The sequence below is a fragment of the Rhodococcus sp. 3258 genome, assembly GCF_031456475.1.
Lineage (GTDB): Bacteria > Actinomycetota > Actinomycetes > Mycobacteriales > Mycobacteriaceae > Rhodococcoides > Rhodococcoides fascians.
In genome coordinates this window covers 374,666-400,018 of sequence record NZ_JAVDUT010000004.1, presented here as the reverse complement: position 1 = coordinate 400,018, position 25,353 = coordinate 374,666, and the positions used below count along the sequence as shown (strand labels likewise).

The 25,353-nt window shown below is 65.3% G+C and carries 24 protein-coding genes and 4 tRNA genes; 22 read left to right on the top strand and 6 right to left on the bottom strand.

The window, feature by feature from the left end; translation table 11 throughout:
* Positions 1-64: 64 nt before the first annotated feature.
* The 3 genes from J2X62_RS15495 to J2X62_RS15485 all read right to left on the bottom strand — a co-directional run bounded on the left by J2X62_RS15495 (position 65) and on the right by J2X62_RS15485 (position 337).
* Positions 65-139, bottom strand: a tRNA-Val gene (locus J2X62_RS15495).
* A gap of 38 nt (positions 140-177) precedes the next feature.
* Positions 178-248, bottom strand: a tRNA-Cys gene (locus J2X62_RS15490).
* 17 nt (positions 249-265) lie between these two features.
* Positions 266-337, bottom strand: a tRNA-Gly gene (locus tag J2X62_RS15485).
* 265 nt (positions 338-602) lie between these two features.
* Between J2X62_RS15485 and J2X62_RS15480 the strand changes: the two genes are divergently transcribed.
* From J2X62_RS15480 to pdxS, 9 genes are all read left to right on the top strand, one after another.
* Positions 603-674 (top strand) — tRNA-Val (locus J2X62_RS15480).
* Positions 675-821: 147 nt separating this feature from the next.
* Positions 822-1,214 carry a TIGR02611 family protein gene (locus J2X62_RS15475; RefSeq protein WP_310181809.1) on the top strand — a complete coding sequence of 131 codons (393 nt, stop codon included), beginning with the start codon at positions 822-824 and terminating at the stop codon, positions 1,212-1,214.
* Positions 1,215-1,315: 101 nt separating this feature from the next.
* Positions 1,316-3,376 carry a threonine--tRNA ligase gene (gene thrS, locus J2X62_RS15470; RefSeq protein WP_032391465.1) on the top strand — a complete coding sequence of 687 codons (2,061 nt, stop codon included), beginning with the start codon at positions 1,316-1,318 and terminating at the stop codon, positions 3,374-3,376.
* A 1-nt stretch (position 3,377) separates the two neighbouring features.
* Positions 3,378-3,932 carry an HIT domain-containing protein gene (locus J2X62_RS15465; protein ID WP_027496935.1) on the top strand — a complete coding sequence of 185 codons (555 nt, stop codon included), beginning with the start codon at positions 3,378-3,380 and terminating at the stop codon, positions 3,930-3,932.
* 25 nt (positions 3,933-3,957) lie between these two features.
* A complete protein-coding gene (pgsA, locus tag J2X62_RS15460) occupies positions 3,958-4,641 on the top strand; it encodes a phosphatidylinositol phosphate synthase (protein ID WP_027496936.1) in 684 nt (227 codons plus the stop codon).
* Positions 4,638-5,543, top strand: coding sequence for a phosphatidylinositol mannoside acyltransferase (locus tag J2X62_RS15455; protein ID WP_032370467.1), 906 nt, complete (start codon positions 4,638-4,640; stop codon positions 5,541-5,543). The genes pgsA and J2X62_RS15455 overlap by 4 nt, the downstream gene beginning before the upstream one ends.
* On the top strand, positions 5,540-6,664 hold the full coding sequence (locus tag J2X62_RS15450) for a glycosyltransferase family 4 protein (protein WP_310181564.1): 1,125 nt from the start codon (positions 5,540-5,542) through the stop codon (positions 6,662-6,664). Before J2X62_RS15455 ends, J2X62_RS15450 begins: the two co-directional genes overlap by 4 nt.
* Positions 6,664-7,689, top strand: a complete 1,026-nt coding sequence (locus J2X62_RS15445) for an NUDIX domain-containing protein (protein WP_032365079.1) — start codon at positions 6,664-6,666, stop codon at positions 7,687-7,689. Before J2X62_RS15450 ends, J2X62_RS15445 begins: the two co-directional genes overlap by 1 nt.
* A 239-nt stretch (positions 7,690-7,928) precedes the next feature.
* The gene (pdxS, locus tag J2X62_RS15440; protein WP_094652899.1) at positions 7,929-8,804 is read left to right on the top strand and encodes a pyridoxal 5'-phosphate synthase lyase subunit PdxS; all 876 of its coding nucleotides are present in this window, start codon (positions 7,929-7,931) and stop codon (positions 8,802-8,804) included.
* A gap of 22 nt (positions 8,805-8,826) precedes the next feature.
* Here pdxS and J2X62_RS15435 read toward each other — a convergent pair whose 3' ends face one another.
* Positions 8,827-9,480, bottom strand: coding sequence for a hypothetical protein (locus tag J2X62_RS15435; RefSeq protein WP_230598191.1), 654 nt, complete (start codon positions 9,478-9,480; stop codon positions 8,827-8,829).
* 40 nt (positions 9,481-9,520) lie between these two features.
* Between J2X62_RS15435 and J2X62_RS15430 the strand changes: the two genes are divergently transcribed.
* From J2X62_RS15430 to J2X62_RS15375, 12 genes are all read left to right on the top strand, one after another.
* Positions 9,521-10,372 carry an acyl-CoA thioesterase II gene (locus tag J2X62_RS15430; RefSeq protein WP_027496942.1) on the top strand — a complete coding sequence of 284 codons (852 nt, stop codon included), beginning with the start codon at positions 9,521-9,523 and terminating at the stop codon, positions 10,370-10,372.
* Positions 10,369-10,971, top strand: coding sequence for a pyridoxal 5'-phosphate synthase glutaminase subunit PdxT (gene pdxT, locus J2X62_RS15425; RefSeq protein WP_032365081.1), 603 nt, complete (start codon positions 10,369-10,371; stop codon positions 10,969-10,971). Before J2X62_RS15430 ends, pdxT begins: the two co-directional genes overlap by 4 nt.
* Positions 10,972-11,059: 88 nt before the next feature.
* Positions 11,060-11,818, top strand: a complete 759-nt coding sequence (locus tag J2X62_RS15420) for a YebC/PmpR family DNA-binding transcriptional regulator (RefSeq protein WP_032365082.1) — start codon at positions 11,060-11,062, stop codon at positions 11,816-11,818.
* A gap of 106 nt (positions 11,819-11,924) precedes the next feature.
* The gene (ruvC, locus tag J2X62_RS15415; protein WP_032370470.1) at positions 11,925-12,542 is read left to right on the top strand and encodes a crossover junction endodeoxyribonuclease RuvC; all 618 of its coding nucleotides are present in this window, start codon (positions 11,925-11,927) and stop codon (positions 12,540-12,542) included.
* Positions 12,539-13,144 carry a Holliday junction branch migration protein RuvA gene (gene ruvA / locus J2X62_RS15410; RefSeq protein WP_032382099.1) on the top strand — a complete coding sequence of 202 codons (606 nt, stop codon included), beginning with the start codon at positions 12,539-12,541 and terminating at the stop codon, positions 13,142-13,144. The genes ruvC and ruvA overlap by 4 nt, the downstream gene beginning before the upstream one ends.
* Before the next feature lie 54 nt (positions 13,145-13,198).
* Positions 13,199-14,227, top strand: a complete 1,029-nt coding sequence (gene ruvB / locus J2X62_RS15405; protein WP_045841916.1) for a Holliday junction branch migration DNA helicase RuvB — start codon at positions 13,199-13,201, stop codon at positions 14,225-14,227.
* Between the two features lie 138 nt (positions 14,228-14,365).
* A complete protein-coding gene (gene yajC / locus J2X62_RS15400) occupies positions 14,366-14,791 on the top strand; it encodes a preprotein translocase subunit YajC (RefSeq protein WP_027496947.1) in 426 nt (141 codons plus the stop codon).
* Positions 14,792-14,951: 160 nt separating this feature from the next.
* A complete protein-coding gene (secD, locus tag J2X62_RS15395) occupies positions 14,952-16,721 on the top strand; it encodes a protein translocase subunit SecD (protein WP_310181559.1) in 1,770 nt (589 codons plus the stop codon).
* Position 16,722: 1 nt separating this feature from the next.
* Entirely contained in the window at positions 16,723-17,904 is a 1,182-nt protein-coding gene (secF, locus tag J2X62_RS15390) for a protein translocase subunit SecF (RefSeq protein WP_027496949.1), read from the top strand.
* 20 nt (positions 17,905-17,924) lie between these two features.
* Positions 17,925-19,628, top strand: a complete 1,704-nt coding sequence (locus J2X62_RS15385) for an ABC transporter substrate-binding protein (protein ID WP_371832734.1) — start codon at positions 17,925-17,927, stop codon at positions 19,626-19,628.
* Positions 19,625-20,182 (top strand): adenine phosphoribosyltransferase, encoded by a 558-nt coding sequence (locus tag J2X62_RS15380; protein WP_051365142.1) that lies wholly within the window; start codon positions 19,625-19,627, stop codon positions 20,180-20,182. Before J2X62_RS15385 ends, J2X62_RS15380 begins: the two co-directional genes overlap by 4 nt.
* A gap of 299 nt (positions 20,183-20,481) precedes the next feature.
* Positions 20,482-22,737 (top strand): bifunctional (p)ppGpp synthetase/guanosine-3',5'-bis(diphosphate) 3'-pyrophosphohydrolase, encoded by a 2,256-nt coding sequence (locus tag J2X62_RS15375; RefSeq protein ID WP_167327864.1) that lies wholly within the window; start codon positions 20,482-20,484, stop codon positions 22,735-22,737.
* Between the two features lie 72 nt (positions 22,738-22,809).
* On the opposite strand, the gene J2X62_RS15370 is transcribed toward J2X62_RS15375, so the two are convergent.
* Both J2X62_RS15370 and J2X62_RS15365 read right to left on the bottom strand, forming a co-directional pair.
* Positions 22,810-23,607: a peptidylprolyl isomerase gene (locus tag J2X62_RS15370; RefSeq protein ID WP_310181555.1), complete on the bottom strand. Its 798-nt coding sequence runs from the start codon at positions 23,605-23,607 to the stop codon at positions 22,810-22,812.
* Complete coding sequence (locus J2X62_RS15365) at positions 23,604-24,467, bottom strand: peptidylprolyl isomerase (RefSeq protein ID WP_310181554.1); 864 nt, start codon at positions 24,465-24,467, stop codon at positions 23,604-23,606. Before J2X62_RS15365 ends, J2X62_RS15370 begins: the two co-directional genes overlap by 4 nt.
* Before the next feature lie 191 nt (positions 24,468-24,658).
* On the opposite strand from J2X62_RS15365, the gene J2X62_RS15360 reads away from it, so the two are divergent.
* Positions 24,659-25,351, top strand: a complete 693-nt coding sequence (locus J2X62_RS15360) for an MBL fold metallo-hydrolase (protein WP_310181552.1) — start codon at positions 24,659-24,661, stop codon at positions 25,349-25,351.
* Positions 25,352-25,353: the final 2 nt, after the last annotated feature.

The following is a 25,353-nucleotide window of genomic DNA, read 5'->3' as shown; positions in this document are numbered from 1 at the left end:
ACCACCGAGACTGGGTAAGCCACAAAAAAGGACCCCCTCGAAAGGGGGTCCTTTGTTCTGACTGTGGTGCGCGATACTGGGATTGAACCAGTGACCTCTTCCGTGTCAGGGAAGCGCTCTCCCGCTGAGCTAATCGCGCATGTCCTCGCATCGGCCTTCACAACCGATGCACTAGCGAGGTGGAGACGGGAATCGAACCCGTGTGCACGGCTTTGCAGGCCGTTGCCTCACCACTCGGCCACTCCACCATGGGTCGAGACCCTCGAGCGGATGACGGGATTCGAACCCGCGACCCTCACCTTGGCAAGGTGATGCGCTACCACTGCGCCACATCCGCATACCCCGGAGGCAATCACTGCTGGGCAGTTGCTGTCTCCGTGGTGCGGGGAAAACATTAACCCAACGGGAGTGAAACTCACAAATCTCGTGGTCAGCCTCAGAATTCGGGTCTCTGGCGGCTGTGAACCGTGTGAAAGATGGGGTCGGGCCGGGTCCGGGGGAGCGAGGTCTGCGCTCGATGCAGGCGTCGAATGCGACATCGACGAGCCGGAGCAGGCGATTCGATCCACTGCGACACCTCGTGTTAATGTTTTGCCTCGTTCGGTCCCGTGGCTCAGTGGAAGAGCGTCCGCTTCACACGCGGAAGGTCGCTGGTTCGATCCCAGCCGGGACCACAGACGAAGAAAGCCCGCACCGCTTGTCGGTGCGGGCTTTTTCGTGTTCCGTCCCGGTAATCTGACCCGGTGAGCACCGACGGATCCACGTCCCGCGAGGCGGACGGCAAGACCAGCACAGCGGACTCGAGTGGTCCGGCAGAACAGCTGGCGAAGAAGCATCGACGGTTTCGGTCTCGCATCGCCGAGAACAAGTCGCTCGATCTCGCCTACCGGATCACTGTCGGTGTCGTCGGAGCTCTGGTGTTGGCGTTGGGTGTGCTGGCCATTCCGTACCCCGGCCCCGGCTGGCTGATCGTGTTCGCAGGACTGGGCATCCTGGCCTCGGAGTTCGAGTGGGCCAAGGGCGCGCTGCGCTTCGTCCGCAAGAGGTACGACGCGTTCATGGCCTGGTTCTCGAAGCAGTCGATCGTCGTCAAGGGACTCGGCGTGTTGTTCACGACGGTCGTCGTGCTCGCAACACTGTGGCTTCTGAGCACTTTCGCGCTGGTCGGAGGTTGGTTCGGCCTCGACTGGACCTGGCTCGAGAGTCCCTTGTGACGCACGCGCCGCGCTGAGGGCCGCGCGGTGGCCCGTTGCCGATAGGCTGTCGGAGGCCTTCCTGGCCAGATGAACCGATCGAGGAGTACATCGCTGTGAGCATGCCCGTTGTCGCCGCCGTCTCGCCCGCCCGCATCTCGGTGCAGGCAGGAACGACCGCAGGTACGGCGCTACGCGACACCGGTCTGCCGAACAAGGGTCCGGACGCGATCGTCGTCGTGCGAGATCCGGAGGGCAAGCTCCGTGATCTGTCGTGGGCTCCCGACTCCGATACCGAGGTCGAGCCGGTCCCGGCGAACACTGAGGACGGGCGAAGCGTCATCAGGCATTCGGCTGCGCACGTTCTTGCTCAGGCCGTTCAGGAGCTCTTCCCCGATGCCAAGCTGGGCATCGGACCGTTCATCAAGGACGGCTTCTACTACGACTTCGACGTGAAGCAGCCGTTCACCCCAGAGGATCTGACTGCGCTCGAGAAGAAGATGAAGCAGATCGTCAAGGCCGGGCAGCGGTTCTCGCGTCGGGTGTACGAATCGGTCGATCAGGCCCGGGAAGAGTTGGCGAACGAGCCCTACAAACTCGAACTGATCGACGACAAGTCCGGGATCGACGATCCCGAGGTCATGGAAGTCGGCGGGGGAGAGCTCACCGCGTACGACAACCTCAATCCTCGTACCGGTGAACGCATCTGGGGCGATCTGTGCCGCGGCCCGCACATCCCCACCACCAAGTACGTGCCGGCGTTCAAGCTCACCCGCAGCTCGGCTGCGTACTGGCGCGGCAACCAGGACAACGCCGATCTGCAACGCATCTACGGCACCGCCTGGGAGTCCACCGAGGCGCTCGATGCGCATCTCGAGTTGCTCGCCGAAGCCGAACGTCGTGATCACCGCAAGCTCGGTTCCGAGTTGGACCTGTTCAGCTTTCCCGACGAACTGGGGTCCGGTCTTCCGGTGTTCCACCCCAAGGGCGGCGTGATCCGCAACGAACTCGAGAACTACTCACGTCAGCGCCACATCGAAGAGGGCTACGAGTTCGTCAACACCCCGCACATCACCAAGGGCCATCTGTACGAGGTGTCCGGTCACCTCGATTGGTACCGGGACGGCATGTTCCCGGCGATGCACCTGGACGCCGAACTCGACGAGAACGGCGACGTGCGCAAGCCCGGCCAGGACTACTACCTCAAGCCGATGAACTGCCCGATGCACAATCTGATCTTCCGCTCCCGAGGGCGCTCGTACCGCGAACTGCCGCTGCGTCTGTTCGAGTTCGGAACGGTGTACCGCTACGAGAAGTCCGGCGTCATCCACGGTCTGACCCGAGTACGCGGCATGACTCAGGACGACGCGCACATCTTCTGCACTCGCGACCAGATGCGCGACGAGCTGACTCGTGCTCTGGAATTCGTTCTCGGACTGCTCAAGGACTACGGACTCGACGACTTCTACCTCGAACTGTCGACTCGCAATCCGGCGAAGTCCGTCGGCAGCGACGAAGTTTGGGAGGAGGCGACCACCACCCTCGCCGAGGTGGCCGAGGCGTCGGGTCTGGATCTGGTGCCCGACCCGGGCGGTGCCGCGTTCTACGGTCCGAAGATCTCGGTGCAGGCGAAGGATGCGCTCGGCCGCACCTGGCAGATGTCGACCATTCAGCTCGACTTCAACCTGCCCGAGCGTTTTGAGCTCGAGTACACCGGTTCCGGTGGTACCAAGGAGCGCCCGGTGATGATTCACCGTGCCCTGTTCGGATCCATCGAGCGGTTCTTCGGTGTGCTGACCGAGCACTACGCCGGTGCTTTCCCGGCCTGGCTGGCGCCCGTGCAGGTCGTCGGAATTCCGGTGGCCGAGGTGCATCAGGACCACCTCTTCGCGGTGGTGAAGGAACTGAAGAAGCGCGGAGTCAGGGCCGAGGTCGACGCGAGCGACGACCGAATGCAGAAGAAGATCTTCAATCAGACAGCGCAGAAGGTCCCGTTCATGCTGCTGGCCGGCGAGCGCGACGTCGAAGCAGGTGCCGTCAGCTTCCGATTCCGGGACGGCACTCAGGTCAACGGGGTTCCGGTGGCGGAGGCCGTGACCGTGATCACCGAGTGGATCGCCGCGCGAAACAACGCATCACCGACCGCCGAACTCGTGCAGACCAGTACCGCCGGAGTGAGCTGACATGGAAGAACACGACGAGTCGATCGTCGCCACCGGTGCCGGTGAACCGGATCGGCTGCAGCGATTGTGGACTCCCCATCGGATGTCGTATATCGCCGAGGCCCCACAGGGTTCGGCGGAGGGTTCGGCGAAGTCGACCGAGCCGTTCTCCGACATCCCGAAGATGACGGACGAGGACGGACTGGTCGTCGCGCGCGGCGAATCGGTGTATGCCGTACTCAACCTGTACCCGTACAACCCCGGCCACACGATGATCGTGCCGTACCGACGTGTCGCGGCGCTCGAGGATCTCACGCCCGCCGAGAGCTCGGAGCTGATGGCGTTCACGCAGAAGATGATTCGCGTGATCAAGCGAGTGTCGAGCCCGCACGGTTTCAATGTCGGCCTCAACCTCGGGGCGGCTGCAGGCGGTTCGCTGGCCGAGCACCTGCACCAGCACATCGTGCCGCGGTGGGGTGGTGACGCGAACTTCATCACGGTGATCGGCGGTGCCAAGGTGATGCCGCAACTGCTCCGCGACACTCGGGCCCTGCTTGCCTCGGCCTGGAACGAATGAACCACCGGCAACGGGAGCGTGCGGCGTGCTGAGCATCTTCGGCCGTGCGCCGGTCTCGAAGTTGACGGCCCCGTTGGGCCGAGCGCTCAACAGCACCGGCCTGACTCCGGACTCGGTGACAATCATCGGCACGGTCGTCACCGTGACCGCTGCGGTGACGATGTTCCCTGCCGGCTACCTGTGGTGGGGCTCGATCGTCATCACCCTGTTCGTTCTGTTCGACATGCTCGACGGTGCGATGGCTCGCGCACGAGGAGGCGGCACCAAGTACGGTGCCGTTCTCGACGCAACGTGCGACCGCGTTGCGGACGGTGCGATCTTCGGCGGCTTGGCCTGGTGGGCCGTGTATTCCGAGAACGACAAGCTACTGCTCGTTGCCACTCTCGTCTGCCTGGTCACCTCGCAGGTCATCTCGTACGCCAAAGCGCGCGCCGAGGCCAGCGGCCTGTCCGCGGACGGTGGTTGGATCGAACGACCCGACCGCCTCGTCATCGTTCTGGTCGGGGCCGGGCTCACCGGTGTCGGAAGACATTTCGACATACCGTGGCTGGACAGTCTCATCTATCCCGCAATGTGGATTCTTGCCGCGCTGAGCATCGTGACCGTGTTCCAACGAGTGCTCGCCGTCCGCGGATCCGAGGGTGCCCGCGACATCATCGTGCCGCCGGCTCCGTCGGTCTCCGACGACGGCGGTGTGGAGCCGACATGAATCTGTCGGAACGCGCGTCCGACGCCGGGTACGCCGCGGGGTGGCGTCTCGTCCGGTCGTTACCCGAGGGTGTCGCCCGTCGGTTGTTCGACCGCGGCGCGGACTTCGCCTCGTCCCGTAACGGCGGCCCGGATCAGCTGCGCCGCAATCTCGCTCGTGTGCTGGGGACCACGGCGGAGCAGGTCCCGGATGACCTGATCCGAGACAGTGTTCGCTCCTACGCCCGGTACTGGCGTGAGGCATTCCGGCTGCCGTCGATGGACCTGGCTGCTCAGGCGGCCGTCATCGATCGGTGCGTGTACGGCAAGGAACATCTCGAAGCGGCGCTCGGTGCCGGCAAGGGAGTGGTGCTCGCACTACCGCACAGCGGCAACTGGGACATGGCCGGAATGTGGTTGGTACGGACGCACGGTGGCCTCTCGACCGTGGCCGAGAGGCTGAAGCCGGAGTCGCTGTACCAACGCTTCGTGGCGTATCGCGAGAGCCTGGGATTCGAGATCTTTCCGCTCAGCGGCGGCGAGCAACCGCCCCTGCTCGCGTTGTCCGACAGACTGCGCCAGAACAAGGTGGTCTGCCTGCTCGGCGAACGAGACCTGGCCAAGCACGGAGTACCGGTGACCTTCTTCGGGGAACCGACACGAATGCCGGCAGGTGCGGCCAAGCTCGCCATCGACACCGGTGCCACGCTGCTCCCGGTACACGGCTATTTCGACGGCGACGGTTGGGGATTCGACATCTCGCCCGCGGTGGACGTCTCGCAGGGAGTAGCCGCTGCGACCCAGACGGTTGCGGATCATTTCGCCGCCGGAATCCGCGCTCATCCCGCCGATTGGCACATGCTGCAGCCGCTGTGGATGAGCGACTGGTCGGCAGAGCGACGAGCCCGAATCGAGGGCACATGAGAATCGGTATGGTGTGCCCGTACTCGTTCGACGTGCCGGGCGGAGTACAGGCCCACGTCCAGCAGCTGGCCGAGGTCTTCATCGAACGCGGTCACCGGGTCAGCGTTCTGGCCCCCGCCTCGGACGGCGTCGAGCTCCCCGAATTCGTGGTGTCGGCCGGAGAAGCCTTGGCCATTCCGTACAACGGTTCGGTCGCCCGGCTGCGATTCGGCCCGGTGACGTACTCACGGATCCGAAAGTGGATCTCGGAGAACGACTTCGACGTGCTGCACATTCACGAGCCCAATGCGCCGAGTCTGTCGATGCTCGCACTCAAGGCCGCGGACGGCCCGATCGTGGCCACGTTCCACACATCCACCACCAAGTCTCTCGTGCTCAGCACGTTCCAGGGCGTGCTGCGGCCCTATCACGAGAAGATCAGCGGCCGGATCGCCGTGTCCGAGTTGGCGCGGCGATGGCAGGTCGAGGCGCTCGGGTCCGATGCGGTCGAAATTCCGAACGGAGTCGACGTGCCGGCGTTCGCCGACGCGGACGTGCTCGACGGCTATCCACGTCCGGGCCGGACGGTGCTGTTCCTGGGCCGCTTCGACGAACCGCGCAAGGGAATGGCCGTGCTGCTGGGCGCGCTACCGGCCCTCGTCGAATCTCACCCCGACATCGAAATTCTCATCGTCGGCAGGGGCGACGAGGACAAGCTCCGCAAGGAAGCAGGCGCGCTGGCCTCGCATCTGACCTTCCTCGGCCAGGTGGACGACGCGACGAAGGCTTCCGCGATGCGTAGCGCCGAAGTGTATTGCGCCCCCAACCTCGGCGGCGAAAGCTTCGGCATCGTTCTGGTGGAGGCGATGGCAGCCGGAACCCCCGTGGTGGCAAGCGAACTGGACGCGTTCCGTCGGGTCCTACGCGACGGCGCATGTGGCCTGCTGGTTCCGATCGACGATTCTGCGGCACTCGCGGCAGCGGTCACCTCCATTCTGTCCGACGACGCCGTCCGCGAGCGTCTCGTCGACGCCGCCTCGGCGGCCGTGTCCACGTACGACTGGCCTGTCGTCGCCGAACAGATCCTGCGCGTGTACGAGACGGTCACCCTCGGCGGACAGAAAGTGCGAGCCGCGAGCTGATGACACTGTCTGCCGTCACCATCCTGGTCCTCGGACTGATCGCGGTTCTGATCCTCGTCGTCGGGCTGTGGGCCTACGGAACCGCCAACCGACTCGATCGGCTCCACGTTCGCACAGACCTCGCCTGGCAGGCCCTCGATGCTGCACTCGCGCGCCGAGCCGTCGTCGCGCGAGCCGTGTCGGCCGCCACCCGGGGCTCGGTGTCGTCGAGCAAAGAGCTTGCTGCACTGGCAGATCGAGCCGAACGCGCCGACCGGTCGCAGCGGGAGGAAGCGGAGAACGCGGTGTCCATGGCACTCGCCGTTGTCGAACCGGCCGCACTGCCACCGCAGCTGGTCGCCGAACTCGCCGACGCCGAAGCACGCGTATTGATCGCACGACGCTTCCACAACGACGCCGTCCGAGACACCCTCGCTCTACGGGTACGCCGTCCGGTCCGGTGGCTGCATCTCGGCGGCACCGCCGCCCTGCCGTCGTACTTCGAGATCGCGGAGCGCTCGGCCGCGGCAACGTTCGGTAGTGAGACCCGGGCGACGCCGCGTACCTCTGCGCGGGTGGTGTTGCTCGACGAGCGTGGCCGTGTCCTGCTCCTGCGTGGACACGACCCCACGGTGCCCGAGACGTTCTTCTGGTTCACCATCGGAGGTGCGGTCGAAAAGGGGGAGTCCCTTCGCGAGGCAGCGGTACGCGAAGTGCACGAGGAGACCGGCCTGACCGTCGACGCGTCCGACCTGCGCGGACCGCTGTGGCGTCGAGTTGCGACCTTCCCGTTCAACGGAACGTTGATTCGGTCCGAGGAACTGTTCTTCGCGCATCGGACGCAGGAGTTCGAACCCGAGAGTGCCGGGTTCACGGACTTCGAGCGACGAACCGTCACCGGGCATCGCTGGTGTACCGAGGCAGACATCCGGGCGCTGAGTGCGGTAGGCGAAAACGTGTACCCACAGGATCTGGCCGAACTTCTCGACGAGGTCAACGTAGCGCTCGCGCGACGCGGCGACCCGGACGTCAGGGCCATCCGCTGACAATCTGGACCTTTCCGACCAGTCCAGCAATCTTCAAGTGGTTATGGGAAACGACGCGGTAGCGGCCTACAGTTCTGGGCGCGTCGCCGCGCCGGCCCGCCCCTTCGCGGGCAGGGCCGCGGCTCTGCGCGAAGATCCGGACTGCCGAGAACACAGGAGTTGGCTTGAGTACCCCACACGCCCCCAATTCGCCCGCTGCTTCCACTGGATCCGCTGACGGCGGGTCCAACGAGAACGGAATCGGCACCGCTCGCGTCAAGCGCGGTATGGCCGAGATGCTCAAGGGCGGCGTCATCATGGACGTGGTCACCGCAGACCAGGCGAAGATCGCCGAGGATGCCGGTGCCGTTGCCGTCATGGCGCTCGAGCGCGTTCCCGCCGACATCCGCGCGCAGGGCGGGGTGTCGCGGATGAGCGATCCGGACATGATCGACAGCATCATCTCCTCGGTCAGCATTCCGGTGATGGCCAAGGCCCGCATCGGGCACTTCGTCGAGGCGCAGATCCTGCAGAGCCTGGGTGTCGACTACATCGACGAGTCCGAGGTCCTCACCCCGGCCGACTACGCCAATCACATCGACAAGTGGAATTTCACCGTTCCGTTCGTGTGTGGTGCCACCAACCTGGGTGAAGCACTGCGTCGAATCACCGAGGGCGCAGCCATGATTCGCTCCAAGGGCGAGGCCGGCACCGGCGACGTCTCGAACGCGACGACCCACATGCGCAAGATTCGCGACGAGATTCGTCGTCTCACATCACTTCCCGAAGACGAGCTCTACGTCGCGGCGAAGGAATTGCAGGCTCCGTACGATCTCGTCGTCGAGATCGCCCGTGCCGGAAAGCTGCCCGTCACGTTGTTCACCGCCGGCGGCATCGCCACCCCGGCCGACGCAGCGATGATGATGCAACTCGGTGCCGAGGGAGTGTTCGTCGGATCGGGAATCTTCAAGTCCGGCAACCCGAAAGAACGTGCCGAGGCAATCGTCAAGGCCACTACCTTCTTCGACGACCCGGATGTCCTCGCCAAGGTCTCCCGTGGACTCGGCGAGGCGATGGTCGGCATCAACGTCGACGACCTGCCCGTCGCACACCGGCTCGCCGAGCGCGGTTGGTGACCGTCCTCTTCCGGTTGCGTAGCTACTGACTGCGTTCCAGTGCCGGGCGGTCCGGATGGTCCCACCGGACCGCGAAGTCCGGCCGCTCGGCGTACTCGTCGATCGAGTCGTAGTACTCGAGCAGTGCCGTGCAGGTCCATTGGTCGGCCGTGTCGGTTCTCCGACGCAGCGCACCCTCGGACAACCGCAACTGCACTCGAAGATCGACGTCCAGTCCTCGGCCCAGCAGCATCGGGCCGGCAATCAGGACTAGGTGATTCGGCGCGGCCTCGACGGTACGAGCGCGGGCGGATCGATCGGTTGCCTCATCCCACAGACGCGGCAGATAGTGACCTCGGCCACCGGCACGCAGCGGCGCGATGACCTCGCGGATCACGGCATCGTAGTCGAACCACACAGTGCGGTAGCTCAATTCGTCCGTTCGCGAATACTCGAATCGAATGGACGCCGGCCGGACGTAATCGTGCAGGTCGACGACGTCGGCACGCCTGCCCTGTGCGCGGGCGTGTTCGGCTGTGCGAGAGGCGAAGTCGACCGGCTTCGCGGCGTCGGCACCGTCGACGACAACGATCGTTCGCGACTCGGCGGGGCACGCATCGACGATCGACCTGGTCAGAAGATCGGGAAATATCGGTATCGGTTGACCCACACCGACCATCTTGCCTGGTCCACTCATTGTTAGCCTGAGCCGTTGTCACAGAAAGGTGGACACAGCCATGGCCAGCATCGAGGACATTCTCGAATTGGAACGAATCGAGAACGACATCTATCGGGGACGCACGTTCCCGAGCCGGCTGCCGCGGACGTTCGGCGGCCAGGTTGCCGGCCAGGCGCTCGTCGCGGCCGTGCGCACCGTGGCACCCGAGTTCCGCGTGCATTCGCTGCACGGCTACTTTCTTCGGCCGGGTAACCCGAACGAGCCGGCCGTGTTCATGGTCGATCGCATTCGGGACGGCCGGTCGTTCTGCACTCGTCGAGTGACCGGAATTCAGCACGGCAAGGCCATCTTCACGATGTCCGCCTCGTTCCACGGCGACGACGACGGGATCTCCCATCAGGACCTCATGCCCGAGGTAGTCGGACCGGAATCGTTGCCCGACCCCACCACTCTGGCGGAGTACGACACCTCCTACTACAAGGAGTGGTCCGAATGGGACATCCGTCTCATTCCCGACGATCAGACCGTCAAGCATCCCAGTTTCGCTGCGCAGCAACGGGTCTGGTTCAGGTACCGCGACACGCTGCCCGACGATCAGGTGTTCCACGTCTGCGCGCTCGCCTACATGAGCGACATGACGCTCATCGGATCGGCCAAGGTGCCGCACCCGGACGCCGTCACGCAGACGGCCTCCCTCGATCACGCGCTGTGGTTCCTCAGGCCGTTCCGAGCGGACGAATGGCTGCTCTACGACCAGACGTCGCCGTCCGCTGATTTCGGACGAGCGCTGGCCCAGGGGCGAATCTTCGACATCTCCGGTCGTATGGTCGCCGCCGTCGTCCAAGAGGGACTGATGCGCTTCGAGCGGGACACCTCGAAGCCACACGTCGATCCCTTCGGATTGAAGTGACGCCGCCGACGATCGGCGTACTCGCACTGCAGGGCGATGTTCGCGAGCACTTGGCGGCGCTGGAGTCGAGCGGTGCGCACGGAATCACCGTGCGGCGGCCGGATGAACTCGCCCGAATCGACGGGTTGATCATTCCCGGTGGCGAATCCACGACGATGAGCACCCTGCTCGGTGTATTCGATCTGCTCGGGCCGCTGCGAGCTCGTCTGGCCGAGGGTATGCCCGCGTACGGATCGTGCGCGGGGATGATCCTGCTGGCGTCGGACATTCTCGATACCCGGCCCGACGCTCAACACCTCGACGGTCTCGATATCACCGTGCGCCGCAACGCTTTCGGCCGACAGGTCGACTCGTTCGAAACCGATCTGGAATTCACCGACATCGAGGGCGGACCGATGCGCGCAGTGTTCATTCGCGCGCCCTGGGTCGAACGTGTCGGTGCGGACGTCGAGGTACTGGCCACCGTCCCGAACGGGCCTGCTGCGGGCCGCGTGGTTGCCGTGCGGCAGAACCGAGTGCTCGCCACCAGCTTCCATCCCGAGGTCACCGGAGACGATCGAGTGCACCGACTCTTCGTGGACATGGTGCGCAGCGCGTAGAAACCCGTAATCGCCGGTTGGGGCGGAGCAAGGACACGGGCGAGTAAAGTCGACAACACTGATTTCGAGCAGGAAGGGGCCCTATCGCATGAGCGGCCACTCAAAATGGGCCACCACCAAGCACAAGAAGGCGGTGATCGACGCCCGACGTGGCAAGTCTTTCGCCAAGCTCATCAAGAACATCGAGGTGGCGGCCCGCACGGGTGGCGGTGACCCCACCGGGAACCCGACGCTCTTCGACGCCATTCAGAAGGCGAAGAAGACCTCGGTGCCCATCGACAACATCGAGCGGGCGCGCAAGCGAGGTGCAGGCGAAGAGACCGGTGGTGCCGATTGGCAGACCATCATGTACGAGGGCTACGGACCCAACGGTGTCGCCATCCTCATCGAGTGCCTCACCGACAACCGCAATCGCGCCGCAGGCGAGGTTCGCGTCGCGATGACGCGCAACGGCGGAAACATGGCCGATCCGGGTTCGGTGTCGTACCTGTTCTCGCGCAAGGGTGTGGTGACCCTCGAGAAGAACGGTCAGAGCGAGGACGACGTGCTGATGGCCGTTCTCGAGGCCGGTGCCGAGGAAGTGAACGACAACGGCGACACGTTCGAGATCGTCAGTGAGCCGACCGATCTGATCGCAGTGCGTACCGCACTGCAGGACGCGGGCATCGACTACGACTCCGCGGAGGCGAGCTTCCAGGCTTCAGTCAACGTCCCGGTGGACGCAGACGGAGCGCGCAAGGTCTTCAAGCTGATCGACGCCCTCGAAGACAGCGACGACGTGCAGAACGTCTGGTCCAACGTCGACCTGTCGGACGAGGTCATGGCCGAACTGGACGACGAGGACTGACCCGGTCCGTTTGCTCACGGTGATCGACCGGGTGTCGTAGCTCTGATCCGTCGGTGCGCTCCGCTACGCTATCGAACAACAGTTCGTAAGCGGAAGGTGTGGTGACGTGCGGGTGATGGGTGTCGACCCCGGTCTCACCAGGTGTGGGCTCAGTTTGATCGAGGGAGGCGTCGGTCGCACAGTCGTCGCTCTCGACGTGGATGTGGTCCGGACTCCCGCCGACATGGATCTCGCGCAGCGTCTGCTGCGAATATCCGAGGCAGCGGAATATTGGCTCGATACCCACAAGCCGTCGGTGGTGGCGATCGAGCGGGTGTTCGCTCAGCACAATGTACGGACGGCGATGGGCACCGCGCAGGCCGGCGGTGTCATCGCACTGGCTGCGGCCCGGCGCGGTATCGACGTCTGCTTCCACACTCCCAGCGAGGTGAAGGCAGCCGTCACCGGCAACGGTTCGGCCGACAAGGCCCAGGTCACCGCCATGGTCATGCGCATTCTCGGGTTGCAGACCGCGCCGACTCCCGCTGATGCCGCAGACGCGTTGGCGCTGGGCATCTGTCACTGCTGGCGCGCACCGATGATCGCCCGGATGGCCAAAGCCGAGGCGATGGCCGCCGAACAGAAGCGCAAGTACGACGCGCGTCTGGCCGAAGAACGCAAAGCTCGCGCCGCGGTGGCGCGCAAGATCGAGAAACTGGCCAAGAAGGAGGCGGGCGCACGGTGATCGCATCCATTCGTGGTTCGGTGGTCGACATCGCTCTCGATCATGCGGTCCTCGAGGCCGCCGGTGTCGGATATCGCGTCAATGCCACTCCGGCGACGCTTGCGACGCTGCATCGGGGGAGCGAGTCCACTCTGCTCACCACCATGATCGTCCGCGAGGACTCGCAAACGCTGTACGGGTTTCCCGACAAGGAATCGCGAGAGCTGTTCGAGCTGCTGCTCACGGTGTCCGGAGTCGGGCCACGAATTGCGATGGCCACGCTTGCGGTGCACGAACCCGATTCCCTGCGAACAGCATTGGCAGACAGCGATATCGGGGCCCTGACCAGAGTTCCCGGTATCGGCAAGCGGGGGGCCGAGAGGATGGTGGTCGAGCTGCGCGACAAGGTCGACGCCGTTGTCGGCCGCGCCGGCAGTTCCGTGGTGCCCGGTTCCGGGGTCGGCAACTCGATGCGCGATCAGATCGTCGAAGCCCTGATCGGTCTCGGATTCCCGGCGAAGCAGGCCGAGGAGGCCACCGACGCGGTACTCGCACAGCAGCCCGAGGCCACGACGTCCACCGCACTGCGGGCCGCGTTGGCGTACCTCGGTAAGTCCAGGTAGGTCGACGTGACCGAGGACGACGAGTTCGGGGAATCTCAGGTCGGTGCTGAGGCCATGTCCGACGACCTCGATATCGAGACCAGTCTGCGTCCGAAGAACCTCACCGATTTCATCGGTCAGCCTCGGGTGCGTGAGCAACTGCAGCTGGTGCTCTCGGGGGCGAAGATGCGCGGCGGCACCCCCGATCACATCCTGATGTCGGGTCCGCCCGGCCTGGGAAAGACCAGCATGGCGATGATCATCGCCGCGGAACTCGGCACGTCACTGCGGTTGACCTCCGGGCCCGCCCTCGAGCGTGCGGGCGATCTGGCCGCGATGCTCAGCAACCTCGTCGAAGGGGACGTGCTGTTCATCGACGAGATTCATCGGATCGCCCGGCCGGCCGAGGAAATGTTGTACTTGGCCATGGAGGACTTCCGTGTCGACGTGATCGTCGGCAAGGGGCCGGGAGCGACATCCATTCCCTTGGAGGTCGCCCCGTTCACTCTCGTCGGTGCGACCACCCGGTCCGGCGCGCTCACCGGACCGCTGCGCGACCGCTTCGGGTTCGTGGCTCACATGGATTTCTACGAGCCCAGTGAACTCGAACGAATTCTGATGCGGTCCGCCGGGATTCTGGGTGTCCCCATCGACCGTGACGGCTGCGCCGAGATCGCAGGACGCTCGCGTGGCACACCCCGAATCGCGAACCGACTGCTGCGCCGAGTTCGCGACTACGCCGACGTGCGCGGCGACGGCACCGTCACCCAGGACACCGCCAAAGCCGCGCTGGTGGTCTACGACGTGGACAAGCTCGGACTGGATCGCCTCGACCGTGCCGTCCTCAGCGCGCTGATCCGAAGTTTCGGCGGGGGACCGGTGGGAGTGTCCACTCTCGCTGTCGCCGTCGGCGAGGAGCCCTCGACGGTCGAGGAAGTGTGTGAGCCGTTCCTGGTACGGGCCGGGATGATCGCCCGCACGCCGCGCGGTCGCGTCGCCACCGCCGCCGCCTGGCACCACCTCGGTCTCACCCCACCGCCGGACCTCGCAGTCGGGGGAATTTCGGTGCGATCGGCCGAGGTCCAGCAGGGATTATTCGAGTGAAACGGCCGCAACACGAGACGAACGGACCGAGCGGGCCACAGGTGATGGCACACTGGGTAGCTGCGAGGCCCGCACCAGCGATGTTCTCGCACGAGACAATGACGATTATCGAACCGAACTTCGAGGACTGACCTTCCGATGGATTTGCTGTTTCCGCTGCTGATCGTGGCCCTTCTGGTACCGCTGTTTCTCAACGCGCGCCGACAGAAGAAGGTGCTGGCCAAGACCACGGAAATGCAGGACTCGCTGAAGGTCGGCGACGAGGTCGTCACCACCGCAGGCCTGTATGCACGAGTGGTCCTGGTCGAGGACGACACGATCGACCTCGAGATCGCCGACGGCGTCATCACGACGTGGTCACGCGCCGTCGTGCGTGAGGTTCTGCCCGACGACACCGAGTTCGACGACGGCGAGTCGGACGAGAACACCTTCGATTCGGTGCCCGGCGCCGGCACCGCCGCGGTCGGCCCCACCGAGCCGGCAGCTCCGTCGCTGCACAAGGACGTCGGGAACCCCGCCGACGAAACCGTCGAGCAGACGACGAAGCGCCTCGAAAAAGAGTGACGTAACGAAGATCCGAACCGCTGTCGGAGACACAATCCGGCAGCGGTTTCGTCTGCGGTGAGCGTCGTGGTGCACAATCGCACCGCCCGCCGCTGACACAACGAGGCACGAGCCAACAGGAACAGACACTTTTCCACCGCCCAGAGGAGAATCACACACCGTGGCACCTTCCAGCGGATCGGTGCATCCCGCCCGCTATCTCGCCGTCTTCGCGGTGCTGATGGCGGCGGTGTATGCCCTGGTCTTCTTCACCGGAGACAAAGACCCCTCGCCGAAGTTGGGAATCGACCTGCAGGGCGGCACGCGAGTGACGCTGACTGCACGCACGCCCGACGGGAATGCGCCGTCGCAGGACAGCCTCAAGCAGGCGCAGCAGATCATCGAGACCCGCGTCAACGGTCTCGGCGTGTCCGGTTCCGAGGTGGTCATCGACGGCGACAATCTCGTCATCACGGTGCCCGGTGACGACAGCTCTCAGGCGAGAACTCTGGGGCAGACCGCTCGACTGTTCATTCGTCCGGTGGTGGGGTCGGTTGCACCATCCGCAGGCCAGGCGACGCCGGGTTCTCCGCAGACCCCGACGGACCCGGCTGCGCCGGCAGATCCGGCGACAGCCGTCGATCCTGCTGCTCCAGCTGCTCCGCAGAGTCGGGTGTTTCCGGCGCAGGATCCGACGACGGTAGACCCGACCCCCGCTCCGACAACCGGTGCTCCGGCCTCGGACGCACCCGCGACGGACGCCCCGACCTCGAGTGATCCCGCCGAAGACGCGTCGCTGTCCGACGCCGATCGCGCAGCCCAGGAGATCGCCGACGCGAAGGCGCTTCGTCAGAGCGAGGATCAGCAGATACAGCAGCTCGCCATGCAGTCGCTCGATTGCAACGCCGCGGACCCGCTTGCCGGCAACGACGATCCTGCACTCCCGCTCGTGGCCTGCTCCACCGACGGAACAGCTGTCTACCTTCTCGGTCCGACGATCATCGACGGTCAGCAGATCGCCGACGCGACGTCGGGATTCGACAACCAGCAGGCTCAGTTCCAGGTGAGCCTGACGTTCGATTCCGAGGGGTCGAACACCTGGGCGCAGTTCACGGCTGCGAACCTGCAGAAGCAGGCCGCATTCGTACTGGACTCGAAGGTGATCAGCGCGCCGGTCATTCAGGGTGCCACTCCCGCCGGTAGTGCCACGTCGATCACCGGCAACTTCAACGCGCAGAGCGCTTCCGAACTGGCCAACACGCTCAAGTACGGTTCGCTGCCACTGTCGTTCGTGTCCTCCGAGGCCGAAACGGTCTCGGCCACATTGGGATTGGCGTCACTCGAAGCAGGCCTGATCGCCGGTGCCATCGGCTTGGCACTCGTGCTGGTCTACTGCCTGCTGTACTACCGAGCCCTCGGCCTGCTCACGGCTCTGTCGTTGGCGCTGGCCGGGCTCGTCGTCTACGGCATTCTGATCCTGCTCGGCAGGTGGATCAGCTTCACCCTCGACCTCGCCGGCATCGCCGGCCTGATCATCGGTATCGGTATGACCGCGGACTCTTTCGTGGTGTTCTTCGAACGCATCAAGGATGAGATTCGCGAGGGCCGCAGCTTCCGATCAGCAGTGCCCCGCGGTTGGGCCCGCGCACGCAAGACCATCCTGTCCGGGAACGCGGTCAGCTTCATCGCCGCTGCCGTTCTGTACGTACTGGCAGTGGGTCAGGTGCGCGGCTTCGCGTTCACCCTGGGACTGACGACCATCCTCGACGTCATCGTCGTGGTGCTGGTGACGTGGCCGCTGGTGAATCTGGCGTCGAAGTCGAAATTCTGGTCCAAGCCGTCCGTCAACGGTCTCGGCGCGGTCCAGCAGATCGCGCTCGAACGAAAGCGCGCCGCCAACAAGGCAGTCGCCGTCAAGACCGGCGCCGCGTCGCCGTCGAAGGAGGCATGACATGTCCGATACGGCCACCTCGACCCCATCGCCTCTCGACGATTCGAGCGTCGACCAGTCCACGCAGCCCAGGCACAGTTGGTTATCTCGTCTCTACACCGGCACCGGTGCATTCGAGATCGTCGGACGCCGCAGGTTCTACTACGTGCTGACCGGCGTCATCGTGCTGATCTGCCTGCTCAGCTTCCTCGTGCGTGGGTTCACGCTCGGTATCGACTTCGAGGGCGGCACCCGCATCGCATTGCCCGCCGCGGACAACATCTCCACCGAGCAGGTCGAAACCGTCTACAACGACTCGCTGGGTATGCCCCCGGTGTCGGTCCAGACGGTCGGCTCGGGTGCCGCGGCCACGGTGCAGATCCGTTCCGAGGCGCTCGATCCAGCCGAAGTCGACACTCTTCGACAGGCGCTGTTCCAGTCCTTCCAGCCGCAGGACAACTCGGGCACCGCAACGCCCAATGCCATCAGCGTCTCCGACGTGAGTGAGACATGGGGGAGTCAGATCACCCAGAAGGCTCTGATAGCCCTCGCGGTGTTCCTGGTGATCGTCAGCATCTACATCGCCATCCGATACGAACGGGACATGGCGCTGGCGGCCCTGGCCGCATTGGGCTTCGACCTCGTCGTCACCGCGGGCGTCTATTCACTCGTCGGCTTCGAGGTGACCCCGGCCACGGTGATCGGTCTGCTGACCATTCTGGGATTCTCGCTGTACGACTCCGTCGTGGTGTTCGACAAGGTGGAGGAGAACACCCGAGGCATCTTGAACCTGCACCGCAAGACGTACGCGGAGCAGGCCAACCTTGCCGTGAATCAGACTCTGATGCGATCGATCAACACGACCGTGATCGGCGTTCTGCCGGTTATCGCGTTGATGATCGTCGCGGTCTGGCTGCTGGGCGTGGGAACGCTCAAGGATCTCGCTCTCGTGCAGCTCGTCGGCATGATCGTCGGTGCCTACTCGTCCATCTTCTTCGCCACGCCGCTGTTGGTGACCCTGAAGGAGAAGTGGGGCCCGGTCGCGGTCCACACTCGCAAGGTCCACTCCAAGCGTGCCGACGCGGCGGCGCGCGCCGCCGGTCTCGCACCCGAACCGGTGGCCGTCGGCGTGGATGTCAGCAAGGCGTCGGCACCGCAGCCCGGCAATCGCCCCACTGGGAAGCGGAACAAGAAGCGCCGATAGCGAGATCGTAGAGATGGAGAGTGCACGTGGAACGTAGGTGGAGCGCGGCACTGCTGGCAGCGGGTCTGGCCGCAGCGTCGCTCACCGCATGTTCGGCCTCGGAGGACAAGGTGCCTTCCATCGGGTACTCGTTCGACAACGTGGTGAACAACTACAACGCCAGGACCGTCGACGGGGCCGCGTCGGGAGCGCGTCAGGCGTTCACACGAGTCCAGGTCGGGTTCAGCTATCTGGGACCGGACGGTGATGCGCTGTCGGACAACGACATCGGTACCGTCGCGGTCGTGCCAGGGGACGTTCTGACGCTGCAGTACACGATCGCGCCTGCGGCGAAATACTCCGACGGCGCACCGATGGCGTGCGATGACCTGGTGCTGGCGTGGGCCGCCAACAGCGGCCGGTTCGCCACCGACCGTCCCCTGTTCGACGCGGCGTCGACGGCGGGATACTCCGACATCGCGAGCATCGACTGCGTCCCCGGGTCCAAGGACGCCACCGTCGTCTTCGCCCCGGGCCGCAGCTACCAGAACTGGCGAGCTCTGTTCGGTGCCACCGATCTGTTGCCCGCACACGTGGCTGCGCGCGCGGCCGGGGTACCGAACGTCGTCGATCCCATAGTGGCCGGCGATGACGGTGTCGTCTCTCGGATCGCCGATTTCTGGAACACCGGGTGGACGTTGACGCCCGGTTCTGTCGACACGTCTCTGTTGCCGTCGGCCGGTCCGTACCGCGTCGACTCGTACACCGCCGAGGACGGGTTGGTTCTGGTCGCGAACGACGCCTGGTGGGGCATTCCGCCCGAGACGCAGAGAGTCGTGATCTGGCCCAAGGGCACCGACGTCCCGGCGAAGATCAACGATGGATCTCTGGACGTGATCGACCAGGGTGCGGGCGCGAACGATCTGGGTTCGACAGAGGGGTTCGAGACCGTCACGGAACCGTCGCGAGGCGTCGAGCAGCTGACGTTCGCGACCCAGGGCGCGCTGGCGGAAGCGAGTGCTCGCCGGGCCGTGGCCGCATGCATCCCGCGAACGGACCTGTTCGACACACTCGGGCACCCTGGCTTCGAGGCACCGCCGGCCGGGCCCGGCTCCAGCGTCGTCGATTCTCGGCTGATGCAACCGGACACTCTGGTGTACCCCTCGGTTGCCGCGACGGTCGGCGACCGGTACCAGCGGTCGGACCTGGACCGCGCGGGCAAGGAACTGGCCGCATCGGGTAGCAGTGCGCTGACCGTACGCGTCGGCTACCTGGCACCGGACGCGCGCCGCGCTCAGCTGGTCAGCCGAATGGCGACCGATTGTGCGGCGGCGGGGATCACCGTCGAGGACGCGAGCTCACCGGAGTTCACGCCGTCCGCGCTTCGTGCCGGAACAGTGGACGCCGTTCTCGGCGGCGCGGGGTCGCTGCCAGGGCCGACCGGCTCGGCGTCGTCCGTCGTTGCACGGTACTCGGTGCGAACCGGTATCGGCCTCAACGTGGGCGGGTACAGCAACGGGCGGATCGACTCGATCGTCGACCAGCTGGCGGTGACCGACGATCCCGAGCGCGTGCTGGCGTTGGCGACCGAGGGCGAGAACATTCTGTGGAACGACATGCCGTCGCTTCCGCTGTACAGCGAGCCGCGCACCACCGTCGTGAGCGACGGTATGCAGGACGTCGTGGCCAACCCCACGGCGGCCGGTGCCGGCTGGAACATGGATCGGTGGGTACTTCTGAAATGAGCGATGCGACAGTGACTCAGGACGGCGGGGTGCGCGGTGATGCCGTGTCGGCCGTGCATCGGCTGACGCGGTGGGTGGACGATTTTCCCGTGGACGGGGTGCGGTTCGGCGACCTGACCCCGGTGTTCGCGGAGGGGCCCGCGTTGCGCAGCGTCGTCACGGCATTGGCGGAGGGTTTCGAGAACGTCGATCTGGTGGCGGGCATCGATGCCCGAGGGTTTCTGCTGGGAGCGGGCGTGGGACTCGAGCTCGGTTGCGGGGTGCTCGCTGTACGCAAGGCGGGCAAACTGCCGCCGCCCGTGCACTCGCGAACCTACGATCTCGAATACGGAACCGCGGAACTGCAGATTCCGACCTCCATCGAGCTGGCCGGTCGACGGGTGCTCGTGGTCGACGATGTCCTCGCCACCGGCGGTACCGTCGATGCGACAGCTCGGTTGTTGGCCGAGCAGGGCGCGGTGGTGGTCGGGGCGACCGTGGTGTTGGAAATCGAGGCGCTCGACGGCCGCAGCAAGTGCAGTGACTACCCGCTCGCCTGCCTGGTTCGAGTCTGAGGACTAAAGTCGACTGATACAGCGTCGACCGGATCTGTCCTGGCGTCGGCGCGAATGTGTGGCAGGAGGTGATGAGAGTGACCCGTTACATCGATCAGCCCTTGCCCGAGCGGCCCGCAGTCGCCGATCGGCCGGGAACCGGTGCGGATTCGGTCGCGTCCGGCGATACGAGCGCGGTCGTCGATACCGCAGTGGTCAACGATCCGGTGGTGGACAGACCGGGCGTGCGCGAGCCGGTGTCGAGTGATTCGGCGCAGGCCGACGACCAGGCGCCGTCGGGTGCACGCAATTCGGCACCCGTGCCCACCTCGGCCTCCCGTCGAGTTCGGGCGCGGCTCGCTCGTCGCATCACGGCCGGACGCAGCGCGGCGGTCAAGCCCGTCCTCGAACCTCTGGTCAGTCTGCATCGCGAGCTGTATCCCAAGGCCGATCTGACGCTGCTGCAGCGGGCCTACGACGTCGCGGACGAGCTGCATTCCACACAGATGCGCAAGTCCGGCGACCCGTACATCACCCATCCACTTGCCGTGGCGAACATCCTCGCCGAACTGGGTATGGACACCACCACGCTGGTTGCGGCCCTGCTGCACGACACGGTGGAGGACACCGGCTACTCGTTGGCCAAGTTGACCGAGGAGTTCGGTGACGAGGTGTCCCATCTTGTCGACGGGGTCACCAAGCTGGACAAGGTCGTACTGGGGACGGCCGCCGAGGGCGAGACCATCCGAAAGATGATCATCGCGATGGCGCGGGACCCGCGGGTGTTGGTCATCAAGGTCGCCGATCGACTGCACAACATGCGCACGATGCGATTCCTGCCCCCGGAGAAGCAGGCCCGCAAGGCCAAGGAAACACTGGAAGTCATTGCGCCGCTTGCTCATCGGCTGGGTATGGCCACCGTCAAATGGGAGCTCGAAGACCTGGCCTTCGCCATTCTCCATCCCAAGAAGTACGACGAGATCGTTCGGTTGGTCGCAGATCGGGCACCGTCCCGCGACACGTACCTCGAGAAGGTACGGGCCGAGATCAACGCCACACTGGCGGCATCGAGAATCAGCGCCGTCGTCGAGGGACGTCCCAAGCACTACTGGTCGATCTACCAGAAGATGATCGTCAAGGGCCGCGACTTCGACGACATCCACGACCTCGTGGGAGTGCGCATTCTGTGCGACGAGATCCGCGACTGCTATGCCGCGGTCGGCGTCGTGCACTCGCTGTGGCAGCCGATGGCGGGCCGCTTCAAGGACTACATCGCGCAGCCACGGTACGGCGTCTACCAGTCGCTGCACACCACGGTGATCGGGCCCGAGGGCAAGCCACTCGAAGTGCAGATTCGCACCAGGGACATGCACCGCACCGCGGAGTTCGGTATCGCTGCTCACTGGCGATACAAGGAGACCAAGGGCAAGCACTCTCAGGACAACGCCGAGGTCGACGACATGGCGTGGATGCGCCAGTTGCTCGACTGGCAGCGTGAAGCGGCCGACCCGGGCGAGTTCCTCGAATCTCTGCGCTACGACCTGGCGGTCAAGGAAATCTTCGTCTTCACCCCGAAGGGCGATGTAGTCACGCTTCCCGCCGGATCCTGTCCGGTCGACTTCGCCTATGCGGTGCACACCGAAGTGGGTCACCGCTGTATCGGAGCCCGGGTCAACGGTCGCCTGGTGGCACTCGAACGGACCCTCGACAACGGCGAGGTGGTCGAGGTCTTCACGTCCAAGGCCGTCACGGCCGGGCCGAGTCGAGATTGGCAGGGCTTCGTCGCGTCACCGCGTGCGAAGACCAAGATCCGTCAGTGGTTCGCCAAGGAACGTCGCGAAGAGGCCCTCGAAGCCGGTAAGGACGCCATCGCGAAAGAGGTCCGTCGCGGCGGACTTCCGTTGCAGCGCTTGATGAATGCCGAGTCCATGTCGGCCATCTCCCACGAACTGCGGTACGTGGACGTGTCGGCGCTGTACACCGCGGTCGGTGAGAACCACGTTTCTGCTCGCCACGTCGTGCAGAGGCTGGTCGCTCATCTCGGTGGTGTCGGTGACGTCGAGGAAGAGCTCGCGGAGCGCTCTACGCCGTCGACCATTCCGACCAGACCGCGTCAGGTCGGAGACGCCGGGGTACTGGTCACCGGTGCCGAGGGTGTCGTGGCAAAACTCGCCAAGTGCTGCACCCCTGTGCCCGGGGACGAGATACTCGGGTTCGTCACCCGCGGCGGGTCGGTCAGCGTCCACCGCACCGACTGCACCAATGCGCGGTCGCTAGAGGAGCAGTCCGAGCGCTTCATCGAGGTGCAATGGGCACCGTCGGCCTCCTCGGTGTTCCTCGTGGCCATTCAGATCGAGGCCCTGGACCGGCATCGGTTGCTCTCGGACGTCACGAAGGCTCTGGCCGACGAGAAGGTCAACATCCTCTCGGCATCCGTCGCGACGTCGGGCGATCGGGTGGCTATCAGCAAGTTCACGTTCGAGATGGGTGACCCCAAGCATCTGGGGCACGTGCTGAACGTCGTGCGCAACGTGGAGGGCGTGTACGACGTGTACAGGCTCACGTCGGCGGCCTGACCGAATTCCGACCCGATACGACAACAGGGTGAGCAGAAATTTCTGCTCACCCTGTCGTCGTCGTGCGGTACCTCAGGTTGCCGAGGTGATGACCACCGGATTCGCTGGTGCGCCGTCCTCTGCACCGCCGCTGACTCCACCGGCCGCAATGGTGTCCAGGGTCTGCAGGCCGGCATCGGAGATGGTGCCGAACACCGTGTACTGCGGCGGCAGCACCGAGTCGGCGTACACCAGGAAGAACTGGCTGCCGTTGGTGTCAGGGCCTGCATTGGCCATGGCCAGGGTGCCACGGGGGTAGACGACCGGGTTCTGGGCCTGCGCGGGATCGTCGGCGAACGCCGTTGTGGGGTATTCGTTGGCGAAGCTGTAGCCGGGGCCGCCACGGCCCGATCCCGACGGGTCGCCGCATTGCAACACTTCAAGGCCGGGGGACGTGGTCAACCGATGACACGGTGCGCCGTCGAAGTAGCCCTGCTGAGCCAGGCTGACCACACTGTTGACGGCGCACGGGGCCTCGGTACGGTCGAGCGTCATTCCGATGTCGCCCTGGGTCGTCGACAGCGTCACGTCGACCGTTCCGAAGACGTCGATGTTCTCGGTCGGAGGCGGAGCAACCTCCTTGGCAGCCGGAGACTCCGCCGGGTACGCACACGAGACCGTATCGGTGGTCGGCTGCGGAACGGGCGGCAGCGCACCGAACCGCGACAGATTCAGCGGCGGCCGCGGGGTGGTCGTCGTGGCCGACGTCGAGGCAGCGGTCGTCGAACCGGCCGGAGTGGGCGTGGCAGCGGTCTCCGTCGATCCGGAGCAGCCGGCGAGAAGAAGTGCCGCAGCGGAGGCTGCGATCACCAGACCGGGTACGCGTGTCACAGGTCGCTCTGCATCGAGGTGATGTCCACCGGCTCGGCCGGTGCACCGTCGGAGGCGCCGCCTTGCGCCCCCTTGGCCGCGATGGCATCCAAGGTGGCGAGACCGGTCTCGTCGATCGTGCCGAAGGCGGTGTAGGCGGGCGGGAGTTGCGAATCGCCGTAGACGAGGAAGAACTGGCTGCCGTTGGTTCCCGGGCCGGCGTTGGCCATCGCCAGGGTTCCGCGGGGGTACAGGACGGGAGTCTGCGCGGCAGGATCGCCCTCGGGGTACGTGTCGGTGGGGAACTCGTCGGCGAACTGGTAGCCCGGCCCGCCACTACCGGAGCCGGTGGGATCGCCGCACTGCAGCACCTGCAGGCCGGCACCCGTCGTCAGGCGGTGGCAGGTGGTGCCGTCGAAGTAGCCCTGATTGGCCAGGGACACGAAACTGTTCACCGTGCACGGGGATTCGGGGTTGTTCAGGGTCAGGCCGATGTTGCCGGCGGTGGTGGCCATGCTGTAGCTCAAGGGCTCGTCGCTGGTGGGGATGTTCTCGGTGCGGGGAGGGGTGTTGGGCTTGGCGGCCGGCTGCGCGGCGGCTGGGTAGGAACAGTTCACCGTCTCGGGCAGCGGTTCCGTACGGCCCGCAGCGATGATCGAATCGGCCGGTGCAGACGTGGTCGAGTCCTGCGCCGTGCTCGCGTCGTCGTCACCGCGGGTCACCACGAAGACGACCGAGACAACGGCCACGACCGCAACCACACCGAGGATGGAGCCGGCGATCGTCAACTGCTTCCGACGTCGTGCTCGCTCTGCACGTCGTACGAGTTGGCGTTCGAGCTTTCGCTTGGCAGCCTCGCGCCGTTGCTCGTTGCTGGGCAATTCGTGTCCTCCCGCTTGTCCTGGTTCGACCACGCCTGCTCGCTGAGCGGGTGGGTCGTGTGGTAGCCGGCCGACAATCGGCCAACGCGAGTTTGCCATCATTGCCTGAGAGCATGCTGGGGGGACCCGACGAGAACCTCCCCACTAAGCTGGCTCGGTACTTCGGCCTCTGCCTCTTAGGAGCGATTGTCTTGCTCGTCACCGGATTCCCCGCAGGAATGTTTCAGACGAACTGCTACATCCTCGCTCAGGACGACGCATCCGAGTGCGTCGTGGTCGATCCCGGCCAGGATGCCGCCGATCCGTTGGTCGAGTTCCTGACGCGATCCTCGCTGACCCCGACGGCGGTGCTGCTGACCCACGGTCATCTGGACCACACGTGGTCCGTGGAGCCGGTCTGCTCGAAGTACGGAATCCCCGCATACATCGCGCCCGAGGATCGATACATGTTGGCGGACCCGATCAAAGGGACCGGTCCGACGCTCGCTGCCGTGCTCGGCGACCTCGAGTTCCACGAGCCGGACGAGGTGATCGAGTTGGCGCACGAGCAACGTCTGAGCCTCGCGGGAATCGACTTCACGGTCGTGCACACTCCAGGGCACACGCAGGGCTCGGTGGTGTTCCTCACCGAGGCCAACGGTCCCGACGGGACGGTTCCGTTGGCGCTGACCGGCGACACCTTGTTCGCCGGGTCGATCGGCCGGACAGATCTGCCAGGCGGCGACCACGATCAACTACTACGGTCCATCGCGTCGCGGTTGCTGCCGCAGCGCGACGAGACCGTCGTGCTCCCCGGACACGGCGGACAGAGTTCCATCGGTCAGGAGCGCGGGTCCAATCCGTTCCTCGTTGGACTCGGCGACCCCGAGCAAGGAAAGCTGTGACC